This is a genomic window from Pseudomonas sp. H1_F01 (assembly GCF_054681425.1).
On the sequence record NZ_CP162823.1, the window covers coordinates 3,283,950 to 3,302,142 of the forward strand.

Sequence of the window (18,193 nt, forward strand, 5' to 3'; positions counted from 1 at the left end):
ACTGAGCTGACTGCGACCCGCTGTCCTGGCCTGAGCCGATGAAAAATTGCCGGGAGACAGACTTCGCCTATCAGGCGGTTTATCGCTACCTGACCACGCTGATCAACGAGCTGGAGGTTGATGCGCGGGTTCGCCTGCCGTCGCTGCGGCAACTGGCCGAGCGTCTGAACGTGTCGATATCGACCATTCAGTACGCGTATTCGCTGCTGGAAAAGGAAGGGCGGGTCTATTCGATCGCCAAGTCCGGTTACTACGCGCTGCCCGTGCCCAGCATGGCCACCCTGGACGGCGGTGACGATTTACTCGAGACCCTGTACGTCAATGCCCGACGACCAGGTATGCAGGTGCTCAGCGCGGATGAACCGGCGTCGATGCAGCCGTTGGACAGCCCGCTGTTGCTGCTCGAGCGCGAACTGCTGCGCCAGTACCCGCGCTCCTCGCAGACACCCTCGCAACCCTGGGGCGAGCTGGAGCTTCGCACTGCGCTGGCTGCCCGCTACACGTCTTCGCCGGCCCGTTGCTGGAATGCCGATGATGTCTACATTGGCGCCGACCTGCGGGGCGTCCTGGAAATTCTTATCGCGGTGCTGGCACTCAGGGGGGCCACCGTGCTGATCGAATCGCCCTGCGATTGGGCGGTGTTGCGCCTGCTGCAGGCGGCGGAGGTCAACGTCATCGAGCTGCCACTGCTGGCCGGGGGGGAACTCAATGTCGAGCAACTGGAACAGCTGCTGGTGAACGAAACGGTACGCCTGGTGGTGCTGTCGTCGGTCTTGAATATGCCGAGGGGGACACTGGTTCCTGAAGAGAACCGTCGTACCATCGCGCATTTGCTGGAGCGGCACGGGACTTGGGTGCTGGAGAACGACAGCCATACAGACCTGGCGTTCGAGGCAAGGATGACGCCTTTTCGAGACTTGCTCGACCCGGACCGGCTGATCGTCTATTCGACGTTCGAGAAAACCATCGGGCCAGAGGCGCCGTATGGCTACGTGTTGTCGCGCCAGTTGACCCTGCACCTGCAGCGACATTTCCTGTTGCGAGCGTTTCGCTTGTCGCCGATCCGCCAGAAAGCCATCGCCCGGCTGTACAGCAACGGTCGGATTGACCAGCACTTGCTGGTGTTGCGGCGCCTGCTGCGTGAAAGCGCGGTTTCGACTACGCAATTGCTGCGCGAGCGGCTAGGGGATAGCCTGCAATGGGCAGAACCTCAAGGTGGTGCGACGATCTGGATGCAGTCGACGCGACGGGTCGACTTGCGACGGGTTTTCCATCGGCTGCTTGCCCAGCGAATCGTCATCGCGCCGGGGGAGTTGTTCAGCCTCCAGGGCCTGTATGCACAACATATGCGCCTGACCCACGCCCTGAACGGGCCGCAGGACATGGACGCTGCGCTCTGCGCGCTGGCCGACGCCTTGAGGCTCGAACAAGCGTAATCGGCGGCAATGGATCGAACCCATCGCGCCATGGTCGAACTGTCAGTAAACTGCACTCCATTTACCGAGCCACTCCACTCAGAGGTTTTGCATGACAGTCAGTCCATTTGCGGGCAAGCCGGCACCGGCAGAGTTGTTGATCGATATCCCGCGACTGGTGACGGCCTACTACACCGGCCGACCCGATGCCTCGGTTGCAACCCAGCGCGTGGCTTTTGGCACCTCCGGGCACCGTGGCAGCTCCTTCGACCTGGGCTTCAACGAGTGGCACGTGTTGGCCATCAGCCAGGCGATCTGCCTGTACCGCGAAGCCCAGGGCATCAACGGGCCACTGTTCGTCGGCATCGACACTCACGCGCTATCGACCCCGGCGGGTGCCAGTGCGCTGGAAGTATTCGCGGCCAACGGTGTAACCGTCATGATCGCCGAGGGCGATGAATACACCCCGACACCAGCGGTTTCCCACGCCATTCTCTGCTACAACCGTGGCCGCACCTCGGGCCTGGCGGACGGCATCGTCATCACGCCGTCCCACAACCCACCGCAAAGCGGCGGCTACAAGTACAACCCTACCAACGGTGGCCCGGCCGATACCCACATCACCAAATGGATCGAAGCCAAGGCCAACGAACTGCTGGCCGACCAGCTCGCCGGCGTCAAGCGCGTCAGCTACGAGCAAGCCCTGAAGGCCGACACCACCCACCGTCACGACTACGTCAACACCTACGTGGCGGACCTGATCAATGTCATCGATTTCGATGCCATCCGCACCGCCGGGCTGCATTTGGGCGTCGATCCGTTGGGTGGCGCAGGCGTGCGCTACTGGCCGGCCATTGCCGAGCATTACCGCCTGGACCTGGAAGTGGTGAACACTCACGTGGATTCCACCTTCCGTTTCATGACCGTCGACTGGGACGGGCAGATCCGCATGGACCCGTCTTCCAGCCATGCGATGCAAGGGTTGATTGGTCTGAAGGACCGCTTCGACGTGGCCTTTGCCTGCGACCCGGACCATGACCGTCATGGCATCGTGACGCCGTCTGGCGGCCTGTTGGCGCCGAACAACTACCTGGCGGTCTCCATCGACTACCTGTTCCAGAATCGCCCGCAATGGCGCGCCGATGCTGCGGTGGGCAAGACCGTGGTCAGCAGCGGCCTGATCGATCGCGTGGCCAAGCGCCTGGGTCGCCGCCTCTATGAAGTGCCGGTGGGCTTCAAGTGGTTTGCCGACGGCCTGTTCGATGGTTCCCTGGGCTTTGGCGGTGAAGAAAGTGCCGGTGCTTCGTTCCTGCGCAAGGACGGCGGCGTCTGGAGTACCGACAAGGACGGCCTGATCCCGGCGCTGTTGGCAGCTGAAATGACGGCGCGCACCGGTCGCGACCCGAGCCAGGCCTACCGCGCGTTGACTGACGAGCTGGGCGAACCGTTCTCGGTACGCGTCGATGCCAAGGCCAGCCCGCAACAGAAGGCGCTATTGAGCAAGCTGTCGCCCGATCAGGTGACGTCTACCGAATTGGCCGGGGAGAAGATCCAGCACATCCTCAGTCACGCGCCGGGCAATGATCAGGCCATTGGCGGCCTGAAGGTCATGACTGAAAACGGCTGGTTTGCGGCACGCCCGTCCGGGACCGAGGATATCTACAAGATCTACGCCGAAAGCTTCATTGGCGACGCGCACCTCAAGCAATTGGTGGCTGAGGCGCAAACGTTGGTGGATGGGGCTATCACCAGCAAGTGACACCGTCGGCAAGCCTTGTCCCAACTATGTGGGAGCAAGGCTTGCCCGCGATCCAGGCGATGCGGTCTTTAACGCGAGGCCCGTTTCGCGAGCAAGCTTTGCTCCCACACAAATTCCTCTCACCACAAGACCAATCAAGCGAGGTCGACGAGCACGATTTCGCTGTCTTCAATGGCGGTCACCCGCAATATCCGCTCATCTTCAATCGCAACACCGTCTCGAGCTTGTACGCGCAAACCATTGATTTCTATCAATCCAGTTGCCGGCACAAGATAAGCTCGACGTGCGGCGTCCAGCCGATACTCCGCACTTTCACCCGCCTTGAGATTGGCCGCTACCAGTCGTGCGTCGGCGCGAATGCGCAGGCTTTGGTCATCGCCGGCCTTGCCACTGGCCAAGGTCACGAAGCCTTCGCGCGAGTCCTTGGGAAACGGCTTGGCGCCCCATGACGGTGCCAGGCCTTCTTCGTTGGGGATGATCCAGATCTGGAAAATGCGGGTGGCCGTCGATTCCAGGTTGTACTCGCTATGGGCAATCCCGGTGCCCGCGCTCATGACCTGTACATCACCGGCCTCCGTGCGGCCCTTGTTACCCAGATTGTCCTGGTGGCTGATCGCGCCTTCGCGCACATAGGTGATGATTTCCATGTCCCGGTGCGGGTGTTGGGGAAAACCGCTGCCAGGGGCGATAACATCATCGTTCCAGACCCGCAAGTTGCCCCAGTTCATGCGCCGTGGGTCGTAATATTCGGCGAACGAAAAATGATGGTGGGCATCCAGCCAACCGTGGTTGGCGGCGCCCAAGGTGGCGAAGGGCCTGAGTTCGAGCATGTTCGTGTCCTTTTCGCTGAGCAGCGAAAGCGATGGTTGATGGGGCTATTTTCGCTAAGGAACACATCGATAAAAAGCGTAAAAAACGCGTCAAAGTTATCGTGTATTTAGATATAAAATCGCGAGCCAACTTTCACTTCATCGCCTAAACCCATGACTTAAAAGCTTTTGGGTGGAACCCGGCGGCAAATACAGACACCATAGCCGTCATGGTTCATGAACACCCGGAGTCATCAGCGTGGCGCAACACACTCCCGATCTTCCCCCCGAGCTTTTATCCCTGGCCCAGATGCCGCTGTTCAAGCGCCTGGCAGCCCGGTTCTTCGGCCATGGCCTGACACGCCTGCGAGCCCAACATCGCGCTTCCTGGTTGCATGGCCAGGCCGACGGTTTCCGCAGCGGTCATACCGCTGGTTTTGACTATGGCTACAAGGAAGGCCGGGCCGAAGGGCTTGAGGAGGGTCGTCAGGTCCTGTTGATCCGTGATTCGCGCAGCACGGAGCATCCGGCACCGCAGGTCGATGATCTGCTGTTCGATGACTGGCGCCTGCCGCTGACCGCCGAGCTGAAGAAACGCATCAAGACAGATGTCACCCGATTGCTGCCGGCGCATGCACAACCGAGCGCCGCGCAATGGAAGATGATTTTCAGCGACACGCCCTCGACCTCGGTGGTCGCCGGGGCCGGGGCGGGCAAATCCACCACCCTGGTACTGCGCATTGTGCTGTTGTCCCATTACCTGGGTTTCGAACTGGACTCGATGACCGTGGTGACGTTTACCCGGGAATCGCGCAAGGATTTCATCCAGAAACTGATCGAAGTGTTTGCCCTGTGGGGGCGAACCGTCAGCCTCAAGGAAGCCCGTGACCTGGTGCGGACATTCCATTCGCGCATCTTGCCCATGGTTCGCAGCCTGCCCGGGTTCGAACGACTCCAGGCGTTCGAGACCCTGAGTCATCGCGCCGAAGCGGGTGACGATGATGCCCAGGGCAATCCCTTTGATTTGCGCATCAACGACGCCCAGCGCCAGCAACTCAACGCCTGTTATTACAACCTTTACCAGCGTGACGCGCGTTTCCGTGAGCTGATCCTGCCGTTGTCCCGCCACGCGCTGCAACTCAAGGAGCTGGAACGCGATCACCCGGATGTGCAAAAGCGCGTCGCCGTGACCGAACTGGCAGCCCAGCGCGACGAAGAGTTGTGCGATGCCGTCGAAGACCTGTGGTTCCGCGCCGGTGCCTGGCCGATCAAGGGTATCGAGCCGAAGCGACAAACGTTCGAAATCAATGGTTCGACGTTCCACTGTCATGGCTACGCGCCTTCCCTGGATGCCTGGGTGATACTGGGGTTCGATCCACGGGAAGATGCCCGGCTCAATCGTCCGGGCGCCAAGTTGAGCATCCGCGCGGAATGGGCGGTAAAGCGCACCTTGTTTCAAGCTTTTTGCCGTAAGCCACTGATCTGGCTGGAAAGTTATGAGGCGTCAAAACGTGTATTAGCGTCAATGGCCGGCGATGCCAGCGCCGGGCCTGGGTTCGACTACAAGGTCAAGGGCGAGCTGGGTTCAGCGCCATTGCTGGACTGCTTTGTTGCGGCGGCAGGCTTTATCGAGAACCTGGGCCTCGACGTCCCGGATGCCGTGGGGCGGATGTCCTTTGCCCAGGATGATCCCGATCGGTATTTCTTCGAAGCGCTGAGTCGCTACTGGCGGGCATTCGAAGACCATCTGCTCGACCAATCGCCGCCGGTCATGACCTACAACCGCATGTTTGCGCTGTTCAGCGAACATTCGCCGGAAAATTTCAAGTTGCTGGGGGATGCGTTGCTCAGGCCGCTTTCGCACCTGATGGTCGACGAGTTCCAGGACGTGTCGCCGCAGATCGTCTCCTGGCTGCGCGCCAGTCTTCGGGAAATACGCAGCCGTGGTCCCGCGATGCACGTGGGGCGCGGCGCCCAACGCTCTTCATTGTTGTGTGTAGGGGACGATTGGCAATCAATCTATGGCTGGCGCGGCAGCTCGCCGAGCTATTTCATGGCATTCAACAAGCAATTCCCGTCGCCGACGACGACCCGGGTCATGCTCACTGACAACTACCGCAGCCACCAACACATCATCGATGCGGCCGAGCATATTGTTCGCGCCGCTGCGGCTATCCCAGGCAAGAAGGCCAAGGCCAGTGGCGTGTCTCGCTCGTTGAGCCCGGTGAATGTGTTGGATCGCGACGACGAAGGGTTGGCGCGGCGACTGGATGAGCATTATCGCAACGGCGATTCGATCTTGATGTTGTATCGAAAAAGTAGCGATAAGCTATTGATAGAAAAGTATATTCAGCCAACAGTTAATGTTGATTCTAGCTTGCCGTACGACGCGCGACGGCTCAGGCAAATGACTTACCACAGTGCCAAGGGGCTCCAGGCCGATGCGGTGTTCCTGCTGGGCGACTGCCAGCACCTGAGCAGTTCACCCTACAAGAACCAGGTCTATCGAATGGCCGGGCTAGGCCAGGACGGTGACGCCGAACCTTACGACTCGGCGCAAAAGGACGAAATCCTGCGCCTGGCGTATGTGGGCATCACGCGTGCGGTGCAGCACTGTTACTGGTACGTCGATGGCCAGGACGGCCAGGCGGCCAATGGGCCCAAGGCCTCGGATCGTATTGCCACGGATAAGCCCTTTTTCGCTGACCATCGCCGTGTTCGTAAAGGATAAGGCTTGGTGTGTCTATCCGTTGCAAGCGTAACCCTGTGGGAGCGTTCTTACGCCATCGGCGGCAACCGTCGCTTGACGGGTGTTTTCTTGACGATGGCCGTATTGGTCTCGGCGTGGACATTGAGTTTGTCCAGCAAGGTATCCAGCTGTTCCATCGAGCGCACGTGCAGGCGGGCGATGAAGCAGTCGTCGCCGGTTACCTTGTCGCATTCGGTGAATTCGGCGATGGCCTGGATCTGCCGCTCCACTTCCTGCAACTGCCCCGGCAGCGGGCGGATACGCACGATGGCCTGGAGTTGATAGCCGAAGCACTTGGGGTCCACCTCAACGGTGTAGCCCCTGAGCACGCCACGTTCTTCGAGCCGGCGAAGGCGCTCGGCGACACTGGGGGAGGACAGGCCACTGAGGTTTGCCAAGGCCTTGAGGGAACGTCGGGAATCTTCCATCAGGGCACTGATGAGGATCTGGTCAATATCGTCAGTCATTTCAACTCCATTAGGCGAATGTGTGAAGTTGCCTTGATAAAAAAGGTCAAATCGCAGTTTAGCCTTTTTCAAACCATGGAGAAGCCCCCCGTCGGCTCGGCATACTGTGCCCACTTGCTGAAGGAGCCTGAAGATGGACAAGACCTTACGCCGCGGTTCGCTGGAAATGACTGCCGCCATGCTGATCTCCGGAACCATTGGTTGGTTCGTGCTGGTTTCCGGCCTGCCGGTGCTGGATGTGGTGTTCTGGCGCTGCGTGTTCGGCGCCGTGACCTTGCTGCTGATCTGCGCCGGTTTCGGCTTTTTGCGCCCCGGCATCCTCACCCGTACCACGTTCCTGCTGGCGGTCCTCAGCGGTGTAGCGATCGTCGGCAACTGGGTATTGCTGTTTGCCTCCTATTCCCGTGCCTCGATCGCCATCGGCACGGCGGTGTACAACGTCCAGCCGTTCATGTTGGTGGGGTTGGCGGCGTTGTTCCTGGGGGAAAAAATCACCGCGCAGAAACTGTTCTGGCTGGCGGTGTCGTTTCTCGGGATGCTGGCCATCGTCAGTGCCCATGGTGAGCAAGGGCAGGGTGGCGGCGACTATCTGCTGGGCATTGCCTTGGCGCTGGGGGCCGCATTGCTGTACGCCATCGCGGCGTTGATCATCAAGCGCCTGACCGGCACGCCACCTCATCTGATCGCGCTGATCCAGGTCAGCACCGGCGTGTTGCTGCTGGCGCCCTGGGCGAACTTCTCGGCATTGCCGCAACACCCCCAGGCCTGGGTCAGTCTGTTGATCCTGGGCGTGGTGCACACCGGCGTGATGTACGTGTTGCTGTACAGCGCCATACAACGTTTGCCGACTGCATTGACCGGTGCGCTGTCGTTCATCTATCCCATCGCAGCGATCTTCGTCGACTGGTTCGCCTTCGGCCATCGCCTGGAGCCGCTGCAATGGTTGGGCGTGGCGGCGATCCTGCTGGCGGCTGCCGGCATGCAACAGGGCTGGGGCATCAAGTCGCGGCGCCCAGCCCTGTCGTAGCCCACCGTTCGGGCGTGGATCAGAAGATGTAGTCAGTGGTCAGGAAGTTGGAATCCCGCTCACGGATAATGTCGCTGATCAACGCCTTGTTGTTGTCCTGGAACTTGGTTGCCACCAGCGTGCGGATGGAAAAGGTGCGCAGCGCATCGTGGACCGACAAGGTGCCCTCGGCCGAATTCTTCCGGCCATTGAACGGGAACGTGTCCGGGCCCCGTTGGCACTGGGCGTTGATGTTGATGCGTCCGACCTGGTTGGCGAAGGTGTCCACCAGCTTGCCGACTTGTGCCGGGTTGGTGCCGAAAATGCTGAGCTGCTGGCCGAAGTCGGACTCCAGCACGTAGTCGATTACGGTATTGAGGTCGCGGTACGGCACGATGGGTACGACCGGGCCGAACTGTTCCTCATGGTAGACCCGCATCGCTGTGTTCACCGGATACAGCACCGCCGGGTAGAAAAACGAGCTTCGCGATTCGCCGCCGTGGGCGTTCTTCACTTCTGCACCCTTGGCCAGCGCATCGGCGACCAGCGAATGCAAGTAATCGACTTTGCTCGCTTCGGGCAACGGCGTCAGCGCCACGCCGTCCTCCCAGGGCATGCCGGGTTTCAGGGTGGCGAGCCTGGCGTTGAACTTCTCGATGAACGCCGGCGCCACATCCTCATGGACAAACAGGATTTTCAGCGCCGTGCAGCGCTGGCCGTTGAATGACAGCGAGCCGGTCAGTGCCTCGTTGACTGCGTTGTCCAGGTCGACGTCTGGCAGCACCAGGCCAGGGTTCTTTGCATCCAGTCCCAGGGCGGCACGCAAGCGGTGTGGCCGCGGGTGAAGCTTCTTCAGGTCACTGGCCGCCTTGTTGGTGCCGATAAAGGCGAAGATGTCGATCTTGCCGCTGGCCATCAGCGCGCTGACAGTTTCCCGGCCGCTGCCGTAGATTACGTTGATCACGCCTGCCGGGAAGCTGTCGCGGAAGGCTTCGAGCAATGGCCGTACCAGCAGGACGCCGAGCTTGGCCGGCTTGAACACCACGGTGTTGCCCATGATCAAGGCCGGGATCAGCGTGGTGAAGGTTTCGTTCAGCGGGTAGTTGTAGGGGCCCATGCACAAGGCCACGCCCAGGGGCACGCGCCGGATCTGTCCGAGGGTGTCCTGTTCCAGCTCGAAACGGCTGGAGCGCCGGTCCAGCTCCTTGAGGGCGTTGATGGTGTCGACGATGTAGTCGCAGGTGCGGTCGAATTCCTTCTGGGAGTCCTTGAGGTTCTTGCCGATTTCCCACATCAGCAACTTGACCACGGCCTCACGTTGCTCGCGCATGCGCGCCAGGAAGGTTTCCACATGGCGGATGCGCTCGGCGACGCGCATCGTTGGCCACTGGCCCTGGCCGCGATCGTAAGCCCGCACGGCAGCGTCCAGGGCGGTGAGGGCGGTCTCGGCATCCAGCAGCGGCGTGCTGCCGAGAATCACTTGCTCATCGCCCAGTTCACCCGTCACGTAAACGGGGCTGCGGACGACGGCCAGCGGCCCTTGCCAGGTTTCCAGGACGCCGTCGACCAGGTATTCGCGCTGTTCGATCCGGCCTTCGAGGCGATAGGCCTCCGGGATGTCGGCGGCGTCGGGAAAAAGGTTGGCGAGGAAGGGGTCGGTGGTCATGTCGTTACTCCATCAATGAAATGAGCCAGGGGCAGACGGCTTGCAGGTATGAATCGCTTTTAGCGTTATACGCCTTAATGGAGGTGTTTTTTAAGTGGCGGCAGATTGCTTGCGCCGTGTTGATGTAGGAGCTGCCGAAGGCTGCGATCTTTTGATCTTTCGCTTGAGGCTCAAGCGTTTGGGGAAAGATCGCAGCCTCGCTGCACTCGACCGCTCCTACACGGCTCCTACACAGTTCCTGCACGCGGGGCTATCGATTACAGAATTGGCATTACCAGCGCATCCGCACCCCCATGCTGGTAATGATGCCGTTGAGGTCGTTGTCGTCGACGTCACTGCTGTAGTCGGCGCTGACATACAGGCTTACCGTCGGCGTGACCCGTGCCACCAGGCCCAGGCCGACTTCGACGGTGGAGGACTTTCGGCTGCTGCTGATCTTGTCGACCTTATCCAGGGACAAGGTATCGGCGCCCTGGACGGTGTGCCACAAGTTGGTTCGCACATAGGGCTCCATGCCGAGGCTGTTGACTCGGTAATTGCCTTTGAGTCGCGCACCGACGCGGCCGCTCCAGCTGTTCAGTTCATTGCCGGTGCCGCTCTCGGCATTCGGTGTGTCGAGGGTGATGCGTTGGTTGATCAGTTGGGCCTGGGGTTCGACGACCCAGTGGGTCCCGATGCCAATCGCAAAGCCCCCTTCGACGGACAGCGTCACCGCATTGCCTTCGGTGGCCTGGCGCTGGCCTTGTTCGGTGCGGCTGTAGCCATTGACCCGGCCGCCGCTGGCGCTCAGGTCCACGTGCCAGCCTGCGGGGCTGGTCAGGCTCCAATAGGCGCCGAGACTCGAGCCTTTCAGGTTCAGGGCGTCTTTGCCCGGTTCGGCCATCGCGGGCGTCACCAGCAGGCCACTGCCCGTTGAAATGATCTGGTTTTGCCCGCTGATCAGGCCCATGCGCTGGGTATGACCGCTGTCGTTTCGCAATGTGAACAGGGCAGAGCTCTTGTCGGAGGCGGGGTCGCTGCCGATGGTTGCGGTATTGCGGTTGCTGGACTGGGCTCGACCATACCAGGGCTGTGTTGTTTCTTCGTCAGGCCAGGCCTGTACCTCCATGGAGGAAAGCAGCAACAACGAAGTAGAAAGGGTGTGGAAGGTGATGGAGATCTCTTGCGGACGGAGGGAAGTTTTCATGGGGGTCTGCCTTGCAATCGCATGCATTTCTCGCTTTTTGGCGTCTCTCCTACCCCGAATGAGGGGCGACCGAATGGATTGAGGCAAGCCTCTGGCGGCCCGTCTTGGCGGGTTCCAGAGGCCTGCCCCTGACTGTATTTCCGGGGGTAGTACGGTGTAGTCAAGAAGACCGATGGCGCCGCGTCAAGAAAATGAACGATGAATGGCAGGATGAAATCAGAGGCAATAACACGCTGATTTAAAATGCTTATTAAGGTCTGCGTTTGGGCGTCAAATCATCGTCGCAGAGGCTGGCTACCAACTGATCCGTACACCGAGATTGCCCGCCACACTGCGTTGCTGGCTGCTGTCGAGGTTGGCGCCGTAGTCCGCGCCGGCGTACACGCTGACCGTGGGCGCCAGGCTCACGATGACGCCTACGCCCAGGTCGCCAGTGGACGCGCGTTGTTGGGTCTTGACCCGTTCAGTGTCGTCGAACGTCACCGTATCGGTACCGGAAAACGTGTGCCAGAGGTTGGCGCGCAGGTATGGCTCCACGGGCATGCCGCTGACCTGGTAGCGGCCCTTTAGGCGAGCGCCGAGGCGACCGGTCCAGGCACTGTCGGAGTCGAACTCTACCTTTGAGACCCCGTCGTCTTGCGTGTCCAGGGAGACCTTCTGGTGGATGATCTGCACCTGGGGTTCCAGGACCCAGTCGGTGACCACCGCGAAGGGGTAACCGGCTTCCGCCGACAGGGTCAGGGCGTGCCCGCGATTGTCAATTTTCAGCCCGCGTTCGGAGCGGTTGTCGCCGTCCAGTCGCGTGCCCATCACCACGGCGTCGACGTAGCCGCCAGAGGGATCGGTGAGCGTCCAGTAGAGCCCGTAGCTGTCGCCGTCGAGTTCTATCTTGCCGGCGCGTCGGCCTTTGAAACCCAGGTTGAAACCATCGACGTCGCCGTTCAATTCGGTATGGCCGACGAAGAAACCGATGCGTTGGGTCTGTCCACTGGACAGCGGCGAGCTGTACAGGTCATTGCCCACCTGGAAACCCTTGATCGACCCGTCGAACCGCGGCGTCACCGTGCCGGCCCAGGTTTGTTCCAGGTCCTTGCCATAGACCCTGCCCCAACCTGCGCCGAACGCGCCGTTTTCCGTGAGCAGGCGCTGGTCGCCCTGGCGGTCATGGAACGTGCCCAGGGCTATCAGGGTCAGTTGTGCCGCCGCCGGGGGCAATACCGACCAGGTCGGCACTTCCGGCCGGTACAGAGGGATGGGCGCCGCGCCGGGTATTGCAGCCGGCAGCACGGGCAACGTCGGGCTGGGCGCCGCTATCGGTCCGGCGACCACAGTGGAACGCAGGTACCAGTTGTTTTCATTGCCGGTTACGCCGCCCTTGAACAAGCGGTAATCGAATGCCCCGGCCGAGACCGATTGTGCCAACGAAAAGGCGCCGCTATCACTGACCGCGCCGCCTTGGGCCTGGACCACTTCGATGCCATCCTGGGCCGTCTGTGCGCCCGTGCCGCCCTGGTTCGTGACCGTAATGGCGGTACTGCCTGTGAGTGTCCCGCCATTGACCACCAGCTTGTCACTGGGGGAGTTGTCGGCGCCAAGTACCGTTTGCAGGTGCAACTGGCCGTTGTTGCCGACGTAGTTGCCCTGGACGGTGAGGGTATCGTTGGTGCGGGTGTTGCCCTGTGCGAGGTCCACCACGCCAGCGTTGTTGAGCGTCGTCAACTGACCGGCAGTAAAAGGGGCAATGACGCCTTGGGTCGACGTTAGCGTGCTGCCGGAGTCTATGTTGAGCGTCCCGGTGGCGGTGGCGCTGTCACCCAAGGTCAGGGTGTCGTCAAGGTCCAGTCGCGAGCCTTGGGTGAGGTTGACTGTTTCCCAATTGAGGTAGCGAGCGCCGGTGCTGGAGGTGCTGCCACTGAACGTCAACGCGTCCTGGCCCAACCCACCGTCCACGCTGGGTGTAGTGGCGAGCAGGCTTTCATCGAGGTTGCTCAATAACGCGGTGTCGCTACCGTCGCCCATCAGGACGGCCGAATGAATGAGTCCGCCGCTCCACTGAAACTGGTCATCGCCCGCGCTGGCCCGGACCTCGCCGAGAATCTCACCACCGCTGACGGTGATGCTGTCATTGCCGCCGCTGACACTGACATTGCCGCCGATGCGGCCTGCGGAGAGGATGATGGTGTCCTGGCCGAAACCGGTCACCAGGTTGCCGATGATATTTCCACCGGACATATCGAAGACGTTGTCATCGAGTTTCATGTCGACCCGGCCGATAGTGCCGCCGGTCATCTTCGCAATGTCGCCATCTTCGAACGCGTCGACGATGGTCCCGCCGCTCATCAGGAACGTATCGAGGCCGTCCCCCTGGGCCAGGGACAAGATCCGGCCGCCATTCATGACGAAATCGTCGGCTGCCGAGCCTTGCTCGACATCACCGTCAATCACGCCGTTGGCATTGATCACGATGCGGTCGACGCCGGTACCGAATGTGACGTCGCCGCTAATGAGACCACTGCCGTTGGCGGGCATTGTCAAGCTGTTGTTACCCGAAAGGTCCGTCAGCCCGGGGCTGGTGCCGCTGTCGCAGACATAAGCGTCATCGCCTGCGGTTGGCGTCAGCGTGCAAGCGGCCATGGCGGCCGGGACGGGTAACAGGAAGGGGGTTGATATCCACACGGCGTTGAACAGCCGATTGAATCCTTTATCGTGCCGAATCATGTGCTATCCCTCTGCATCGGCATTTCGCAAATGCCGGTTTCAGCATCGGTTGCACGACAGATGGCACACAGGGCCTGGCAACGCTCGCTGTATGGGATGGCACCCTAGCAATGAAAAGCCAGCGTCGCTACTGTCAGAACTTACAGGTCCGTGCGCAGAACGAACAGAAAAGACCCACCCTACAAATGCACTTCCACCGAAAGCGGCAGGTGGTCGCTCAGGTGCGTCCAGGGTTTGTTGCCCAGGATTTGCGGGGCGTGGCTGCTGGCGTTGCGCAGGTAAATACGGTCCAGGCGCAACAGTGGGAAGCGGGCCGGATAGGTCCTGGCGGGGCGACCGTGGTGGAGCTCGAAGGCTTCATGCAGATAACCACGACGGGCGAGGGCGAGGTTGCCACGTAGTTGCCAATCGTTGAAGTCGCCGGCGATGATCACCGGGGCATCCTCGGGCAGCGAATCGAGCAGTTGGCAGAGCAGTTTGAGCTGTAATTGGCGATGGCTTTCCAAAAGGCTCAGGTGCACGCAGATCGCATGGACAGCGGCGTGCCCGGGCACATCCAGCACACAGTGCAATAACCCGCGCCGCTCCGGGCCGGTGATGGACACATCAAGATTGCGGAACTGGCGGATCGGGTATTTGGAGAGCAAGGCGTTGCCATGGTGGCCATCGGGGTAGACCGCATTGCGGCCGTAGGCGAAGTCGCTCCACATGCTGTCGGCGAGGAATTCGTACTGGGAGGTCCGGGGCCAGTTGTCGTAGCGTGACGCGTGGCGGTCATGTTCGCCGAGAACCTCTTGCAGGAACACCAGGTCGGCACCGGTACTGCGCACCGCTTCGCGCAATTCGGGCAGGATGAAGCGACGGTTGAGGGCGGTGAAACCCTTATGGGTATTGACCGTCAGGATCCGCAGCCGATGAACCGCCGCAGGCAGTTCCGATGGCATTGGTTCGACGGGCCGCCAATCGGGATCTTGAGTCACGTTCGCTCCTGAATCAGACGTACCTGTTCATGCGACTGACCCGGGGTGTCGGCAGTTCCGGATTTTTCATGTCCTTGCCGATCGCTTTCGCGAGCAAGCTCGCTCCCACATTGGATTTGCGGGGGTATGCAACATCTCCTGTGGGAGCGAGCTTGCTCGCGAAAGCGGTGTATCTGAACCACCGCCATCACAGGCACGTGTTCAGATGAAGACAATCTCATACGGCATGCCCATCCGATCCAGGATGACCCTGGGCACCAGCGGGGCGATGCCGCTCGCCGGCTCGCCGTTGAGTTGGCTGACGTAAGCATGCATGGCGTGACGCTTGCGGGCGGTAGTCCAGACATCCAGGCGCAGTTTGCGGGCCCGGTGCCAGGGGATTTTATTTTGCTCGCGGACCGGCCAGTGCCAGGCCCATACCGGCAGTTCGTTGAACGCCACCCCGATCCTGTCGGCAGCCAGGGCACCGGCGCGCCCGACGGTCTCGTGGTCGCTGTCGCCATCCTGGCGCCAGGTGCTGAACACCACGTCACCGGGGCGCAGGTGACGCGCAATAAAGTCGGTGAGCTCGGCCTCGTGTTCGGCCAGGGCCTTTTCCGGGAAGCCGCCGCGCACCCATTGCAGGCCATGGGCGGCTATGCCCAGGCGATGCAGGGCGTCCACGCTTTCCTGCGGGTGAGGGCGGTGTGTACGCAGGCGCTCATCGGTCCACAACGGTGAACCGGGGTGGACCAAGGCTCCATCGGAGACCGAGATCAGCAACATGGGTTGATCCAGGTTGTTCAGCAACTGCAGCAATCCGCCACAGGCGCCGATCTCATCGCCCGGATGCGGGGAGAGGACGACGGCGCGGGCGCCGGCTGGAATGAGCGTCTGGGTACTGATGATCGGGATATCGGCCAGTTGCGCAGCACTGTTCCAGATTTGCGGATGCTGTCGGCCGGGCAAGCGAGAGGCGGGCTTCATGAGAGACGTCCTTGTGTGTGTTCAACCTTCCAGCCATCTACCGGGCCTACTGTCCGATGACGCCCGCGTGGGTATGGCTGCGATTCACAGCGCTCCGAATCCTGGAGACTACCGCATGTGAAGTATTGACCATGTCGGTCGATTCGTCTTGCGAGATGTGTGTCTGAACTGCATTTTTTTCTTCAAACTGGGCTGTGTACATCGAAAAAACCGCGTCCTTGCGGTCTCTCTGGCTGTTTACAAACGGTACTTCATTCCTCTTCTTCGCGTTGCAGCTCGAACAGCAGCAGCGAGCGCCCGGTGACGGAATATTCGGAATCGAAATCGAAGCGCTCTTGTCCACGAACGGTCGGCTGGTTGGTGTCGACCATGCAGGTCCAGAAGCTGCCCTCGGGGACTTCCGGCAAGCGGAAGTTGACGATGTCATGGTGGGCGTTGACCACCAGCAGCAGCGTCGCATCGCCGGCCTTGCGTCGAATGCCGGTCTCCTGTGCGCGGCCGTCCATCAGCATGCCGAGGCAGCGACCATGGCTGTCCTGCCATTGCTCAATGGTCATTTCGCTGCCGTCCGGGGCCAGCCAGGTGACGTCCTTGACGCCAATGTCCTCGTTGTAGTTACCCACCAGGAACCGCCCGCGCCGCAGGATCGGATAGGTCAGGCGCAACTTGATCAGGCGCTTGACGAACTTGAGCAGCGCCGCGCCATCCTCGCTCAGGTCCCAATTGACCCAACCGATCTCGCTGTCCTGGCAATAGGCGTTGTTATTGCCGTGCTGGGTACGGGCGAATTCGTCGCCAGCGACGATCATCGGCGTGCCTTGGGCCAGCAGCAGGGTGGCGAAGAAGTTGCGCATCTGCCGATGACGCAGCGCGTTGATCTCTGGATCGTCCGTCGGCCCTTCGACGCCATGGTTCCAGGACAGGTTGTTATTGCTGCCGTCCTGGTTGTTCTCGTCGTTGGCCTCGTTGTGCTTGTCGTTGTACGACACCAGGTCATGCAAGGTGAAACCGTCATGGGCGGTGACGAAGTTCACCGAGGCGTACGGACGCCGGCCACGCTGGTTGAACATCTCGCCCGAGGCCGTCATTCGGCTGGCGAAATCGGCAAGCTGGCCGTCGTCGCCCTTCCAGAAGGCCCGCACCGTGTCGCGGAATTTGTCGTTCCACTCGACCCAGCCCGGCGGGAAGCGTCCCACCTGGTAGCCCCCGGGGCCGCAGTCCCAGGGCTCGGCGATCATTTTTACCTGGCGCAGCACCGGGTCCTGGCGACAGGCCACGAGGAAGCTGTGGCGCTCGTCGAAGCCGTCATGGTAACGGCCCAGAATGGTCGCCAGGTCGAAGCGGAAGCCGTCGACGTGCATCTCCGTGGCCCAATAGCGCAGGGAGTCGGTGACCATTTGCAGCACGCAAGGATGGCTCAGGTCCAGGGTATTACCGGTGCCGGAATCGTTGATGTAATAGCGTTTGTCGTCGGGCATCAGCCGGTAGTACGAGGCGTTATCGATGCCGCGCATGGACAGGGTGGGGCCCTGTTCGTTGCCTTCGGCGGTGTGGTTGTAGACCACGTCGAGGATGACTTCCAGGTTGGCCTCATGCAGGTGGGCGACCATCTCCTTGAACTCGGCGATCTTGCCGCTGGCCAGGTAGCGTGGGTCCGGGGCAAAGAAGGCGATGCTGTTGTAACCCCAGTAGTTGGTCATGCCTTTGTGCAGCAAGTGCTGGTCATTGACGAAGGCATGGATGGGCAGCAGTTCCACCGACGAGACACCCAGCTTGCGGATATGCTCCAGCACATCGTCGACCATCAGCCCGGCGAACGTACCGCGCAGGTTCTCGGGCACCGAAGGGTGACGCATGGTGAGGCCGCGCACATGGGTCTCATACAGGATGGTCTTGTCCCAGGGGACGCTGACGCGATGGTCGTGACCCCAGGTGTGCGCAGGATCGATGACCTTGCACTTGGGGACGAACGGGGCGCTGTCGCGCTCATCGAAACTGAGGTCGCCATCGGGATGGCCAATGGTGTAGCCAAAGAGGGCTTCGGACCACTTCAACTGGCCGACCAGTTGCTTGGCATACGGGTCGATCAGCAGCTTGTTCGGGTTGAAACGGTGGCCGTTCGCCGGGTCGTATGCACCGTAGACCCGGTAGCCATAGATCAAGCCCGGGTGGGCATCCGGCAGATAGCCGTGGTAAATCTCGTCGGTGTACTCCGGCAGCTCGATGCGTTCGAGTTCGACTTCGCCGGCATCATCGAAGATGCACAGTTCGACCTTGGTGGCATTGGCTGAAAACAGCGCGAAATTGACCCCGAGGCCATCCCAGGTTGCACCCAGTGGAAAAGGCAGCCCTTCACGAATCCGCGAAGCCTCGATCACGGGCGGCGGCGTGTTTTTTTTTGGACGGGTCATAGTTGCTCCTGCAAAAGACAGACAGATTCAGCGATGCGGTTCACTTGGGGTGGGTGGCTCC

The 18,193-nt window shown here is 61.0% G+C and carries 12 protein-coding genes; 4 read left to right on the forward strand and 8 right to left on the reverse strand.

The features are described from left to right. Window positions 1-38 precede the first annotated feature (38 nt). Both AB4O09_RS15105 and pgm read left to right on the forward strand, forming a co-directional pair. On the forward strand, window positions 39-1,436 hold the full coding sequence (locus AB4O09_RS15105; protein WP_013693445.1) for an aminotransferase-like domain-containing protein: 1,398 nt from the start codon (window positions 39-41) through the stop codon (window positions 1,434-1,436). A gap of 91 nt (window positions 1,437-1,527) precedes the next feature. After that, window positions 1,528-3,174 (forward strand): phosphoglucomutase (alpha-D-glucose-1,6-bisphosphate-dependent), encoded by a 1,647-nt coding sequence (gene pgm / locus AB4O09_RS15110; protein WP_013693444.1) that lies wholly within the window; start codon window positions 1,528-1,530, stop codon window positions 3,172-3,174. A 134-nt stretch (window positions 3,175-3,308) separates the two neighbouring features. Here pgm and AB4O09_RS15115 read toward each other — a convergent pair whose 3' ends face one another. Then, complete coding sequence (locus tag AB4O09_RS15115; protein ID WP_003202180.1) at window positions 3,309-4,004, reverse strand: pirin family protein; 696 nt, start codon at window positions 4,002-4,004, stop codon at window positions 3,309-3,311. 238 nt (window positions 4,005-4,242) lie between these two features. Here AB4O09_RS15115 and AB4O09_RS15120 point away from each other — a divergent pair, with 238 nt between their 5' ends. Then, the gene (locus AB4O09_RS15120; protein ID WP_003202178.1) at window positions 4,243-6,714 is read left to right on the forward strand and encodes a UvrD-helicase domain-containing protein; all 2,472 of its coding nucleotides are present in this window, start codon (window positions 4,243-4,245) and stop codon (window positions 6,712-6,714) included. Window positions 6,715-6,761: 47 nt separating this feature from the next. On the opposite strand, the gene AB4O09_RS15125 is transcribed toward AB4O09_RS15120, so the two are convergent. Then, complete coding sequence (locus AB4O09_RS15125; protein ID WP_003202176.1) at window positions 6,762-7,199, reverse strand: Lrp/AsnC family transcriptional regulator; 438 nt, start codon at window positions 7,197-7,199, stop codon at window positions 6,762-6,764. A gap of 133 nt (window positions 7,200-7,332) precedes the next feature. Here AB4O09_RS15125 and AB4O09_RS15130 point away from each other — a divergent pair, with 133 nt between their 5' ends. Further along, window positions 7,333-8,226: a DMT family transporter gene (locus tag AB4O09_RS15130; RefSeq protein WP_003202174.1), complete on the forward strand. Its 894-nt coding sequence runs from the start codon at window positions 7,333-7,335 to the stop codon at window positions 8,224-8,226. A 19-nt stretch (window positions 8,227-8,245) separates the two neighbouring features. Here AB4O09_RS15130 and AB4O09_RS15135 read toward each other — a convergent pair whose 3' ends face one another. The 6 genes from AB4O09_RS15135 to glgX form a co-directional block, all read right to left on the reverse strand. Beyond that, the gene (locus AB4O09_RS15135; RefSeq protein ID WP_003202172.1) at window positions 8,246-9,871 is read right to left on the reverse strand and encodes an NADP-dependent glyceraldehyde-3-phosphate dehydrogenase; all 1,626 of its coding nucleotides are present in this window, start codon (window positions 9,869-9,871) and stop codon (window positions 8,246-8,248) included. Window positions 9,872-10,142: 271 nt separating this feature from the next. Then, on the reverse strand, window positions 10,143-11,057 hold the full coding sequence (locus tag AB4O09_RS15140) for an autotransporter domain-containing protein (RefSeq protein ID WP_460108394.1): 915 nt from the start codon (window positions 11,055-11,057) through the stop codon (window positions 10,143-10,145). 294 nt (window positions 11,058-11,351) lie between these two features. Further along, window positions 11,352-13,775 (reverse strand): autotransporter family protein, encoded by a 2,424-nt coding sequence (locus AB4O09_RS15145; protein WP_003202167.1) that lies wholly within the window; start codon window positions 13,773-13,775, stop codon window positions 11,352-11,354. 179 nt (window positions 13,776-13,954) lie between these two features. Beyond that, window positions 13,955-14,719, reverse strand: coding sequence for an endonuclease/exonuclease/phosphatase family protein (locus AB4O09_RS15150; protein ID WP_043042918.1), 765 nt, complete (start codon window positions 14,717-14,719; stop codon window positions 13,955-13,957). Between the two features lie 237 nt (window positions 14,720-14,956). Beyond that, window positions 14,957-15,721, reverse strand: coding sequence for a PIG-L deacetylase family protein (locus AB4O09_RS15155; protein ID WP_003202164.1), 765 nt, complete (start codon window positions 15,719-15,721; stop codon window positions 14,957-14,959). 251 nt (window positions 15,722-15,972) lie between these two features. After that, on the reverse strand, window positions 15,973-18,132 hold the full coding sequence (gene glgX, locus AB4O09_RS15160) for a glycogen debranching protein GlgX (protein ID WP_003202162.1): 2,160 nt from the start codon (window positions 18,130-18,132) through the stop codon (window positions 15,973-15,975). Between the last annotated feature and the right edge of the window lie 61 nt (window positions 18,133-18,193).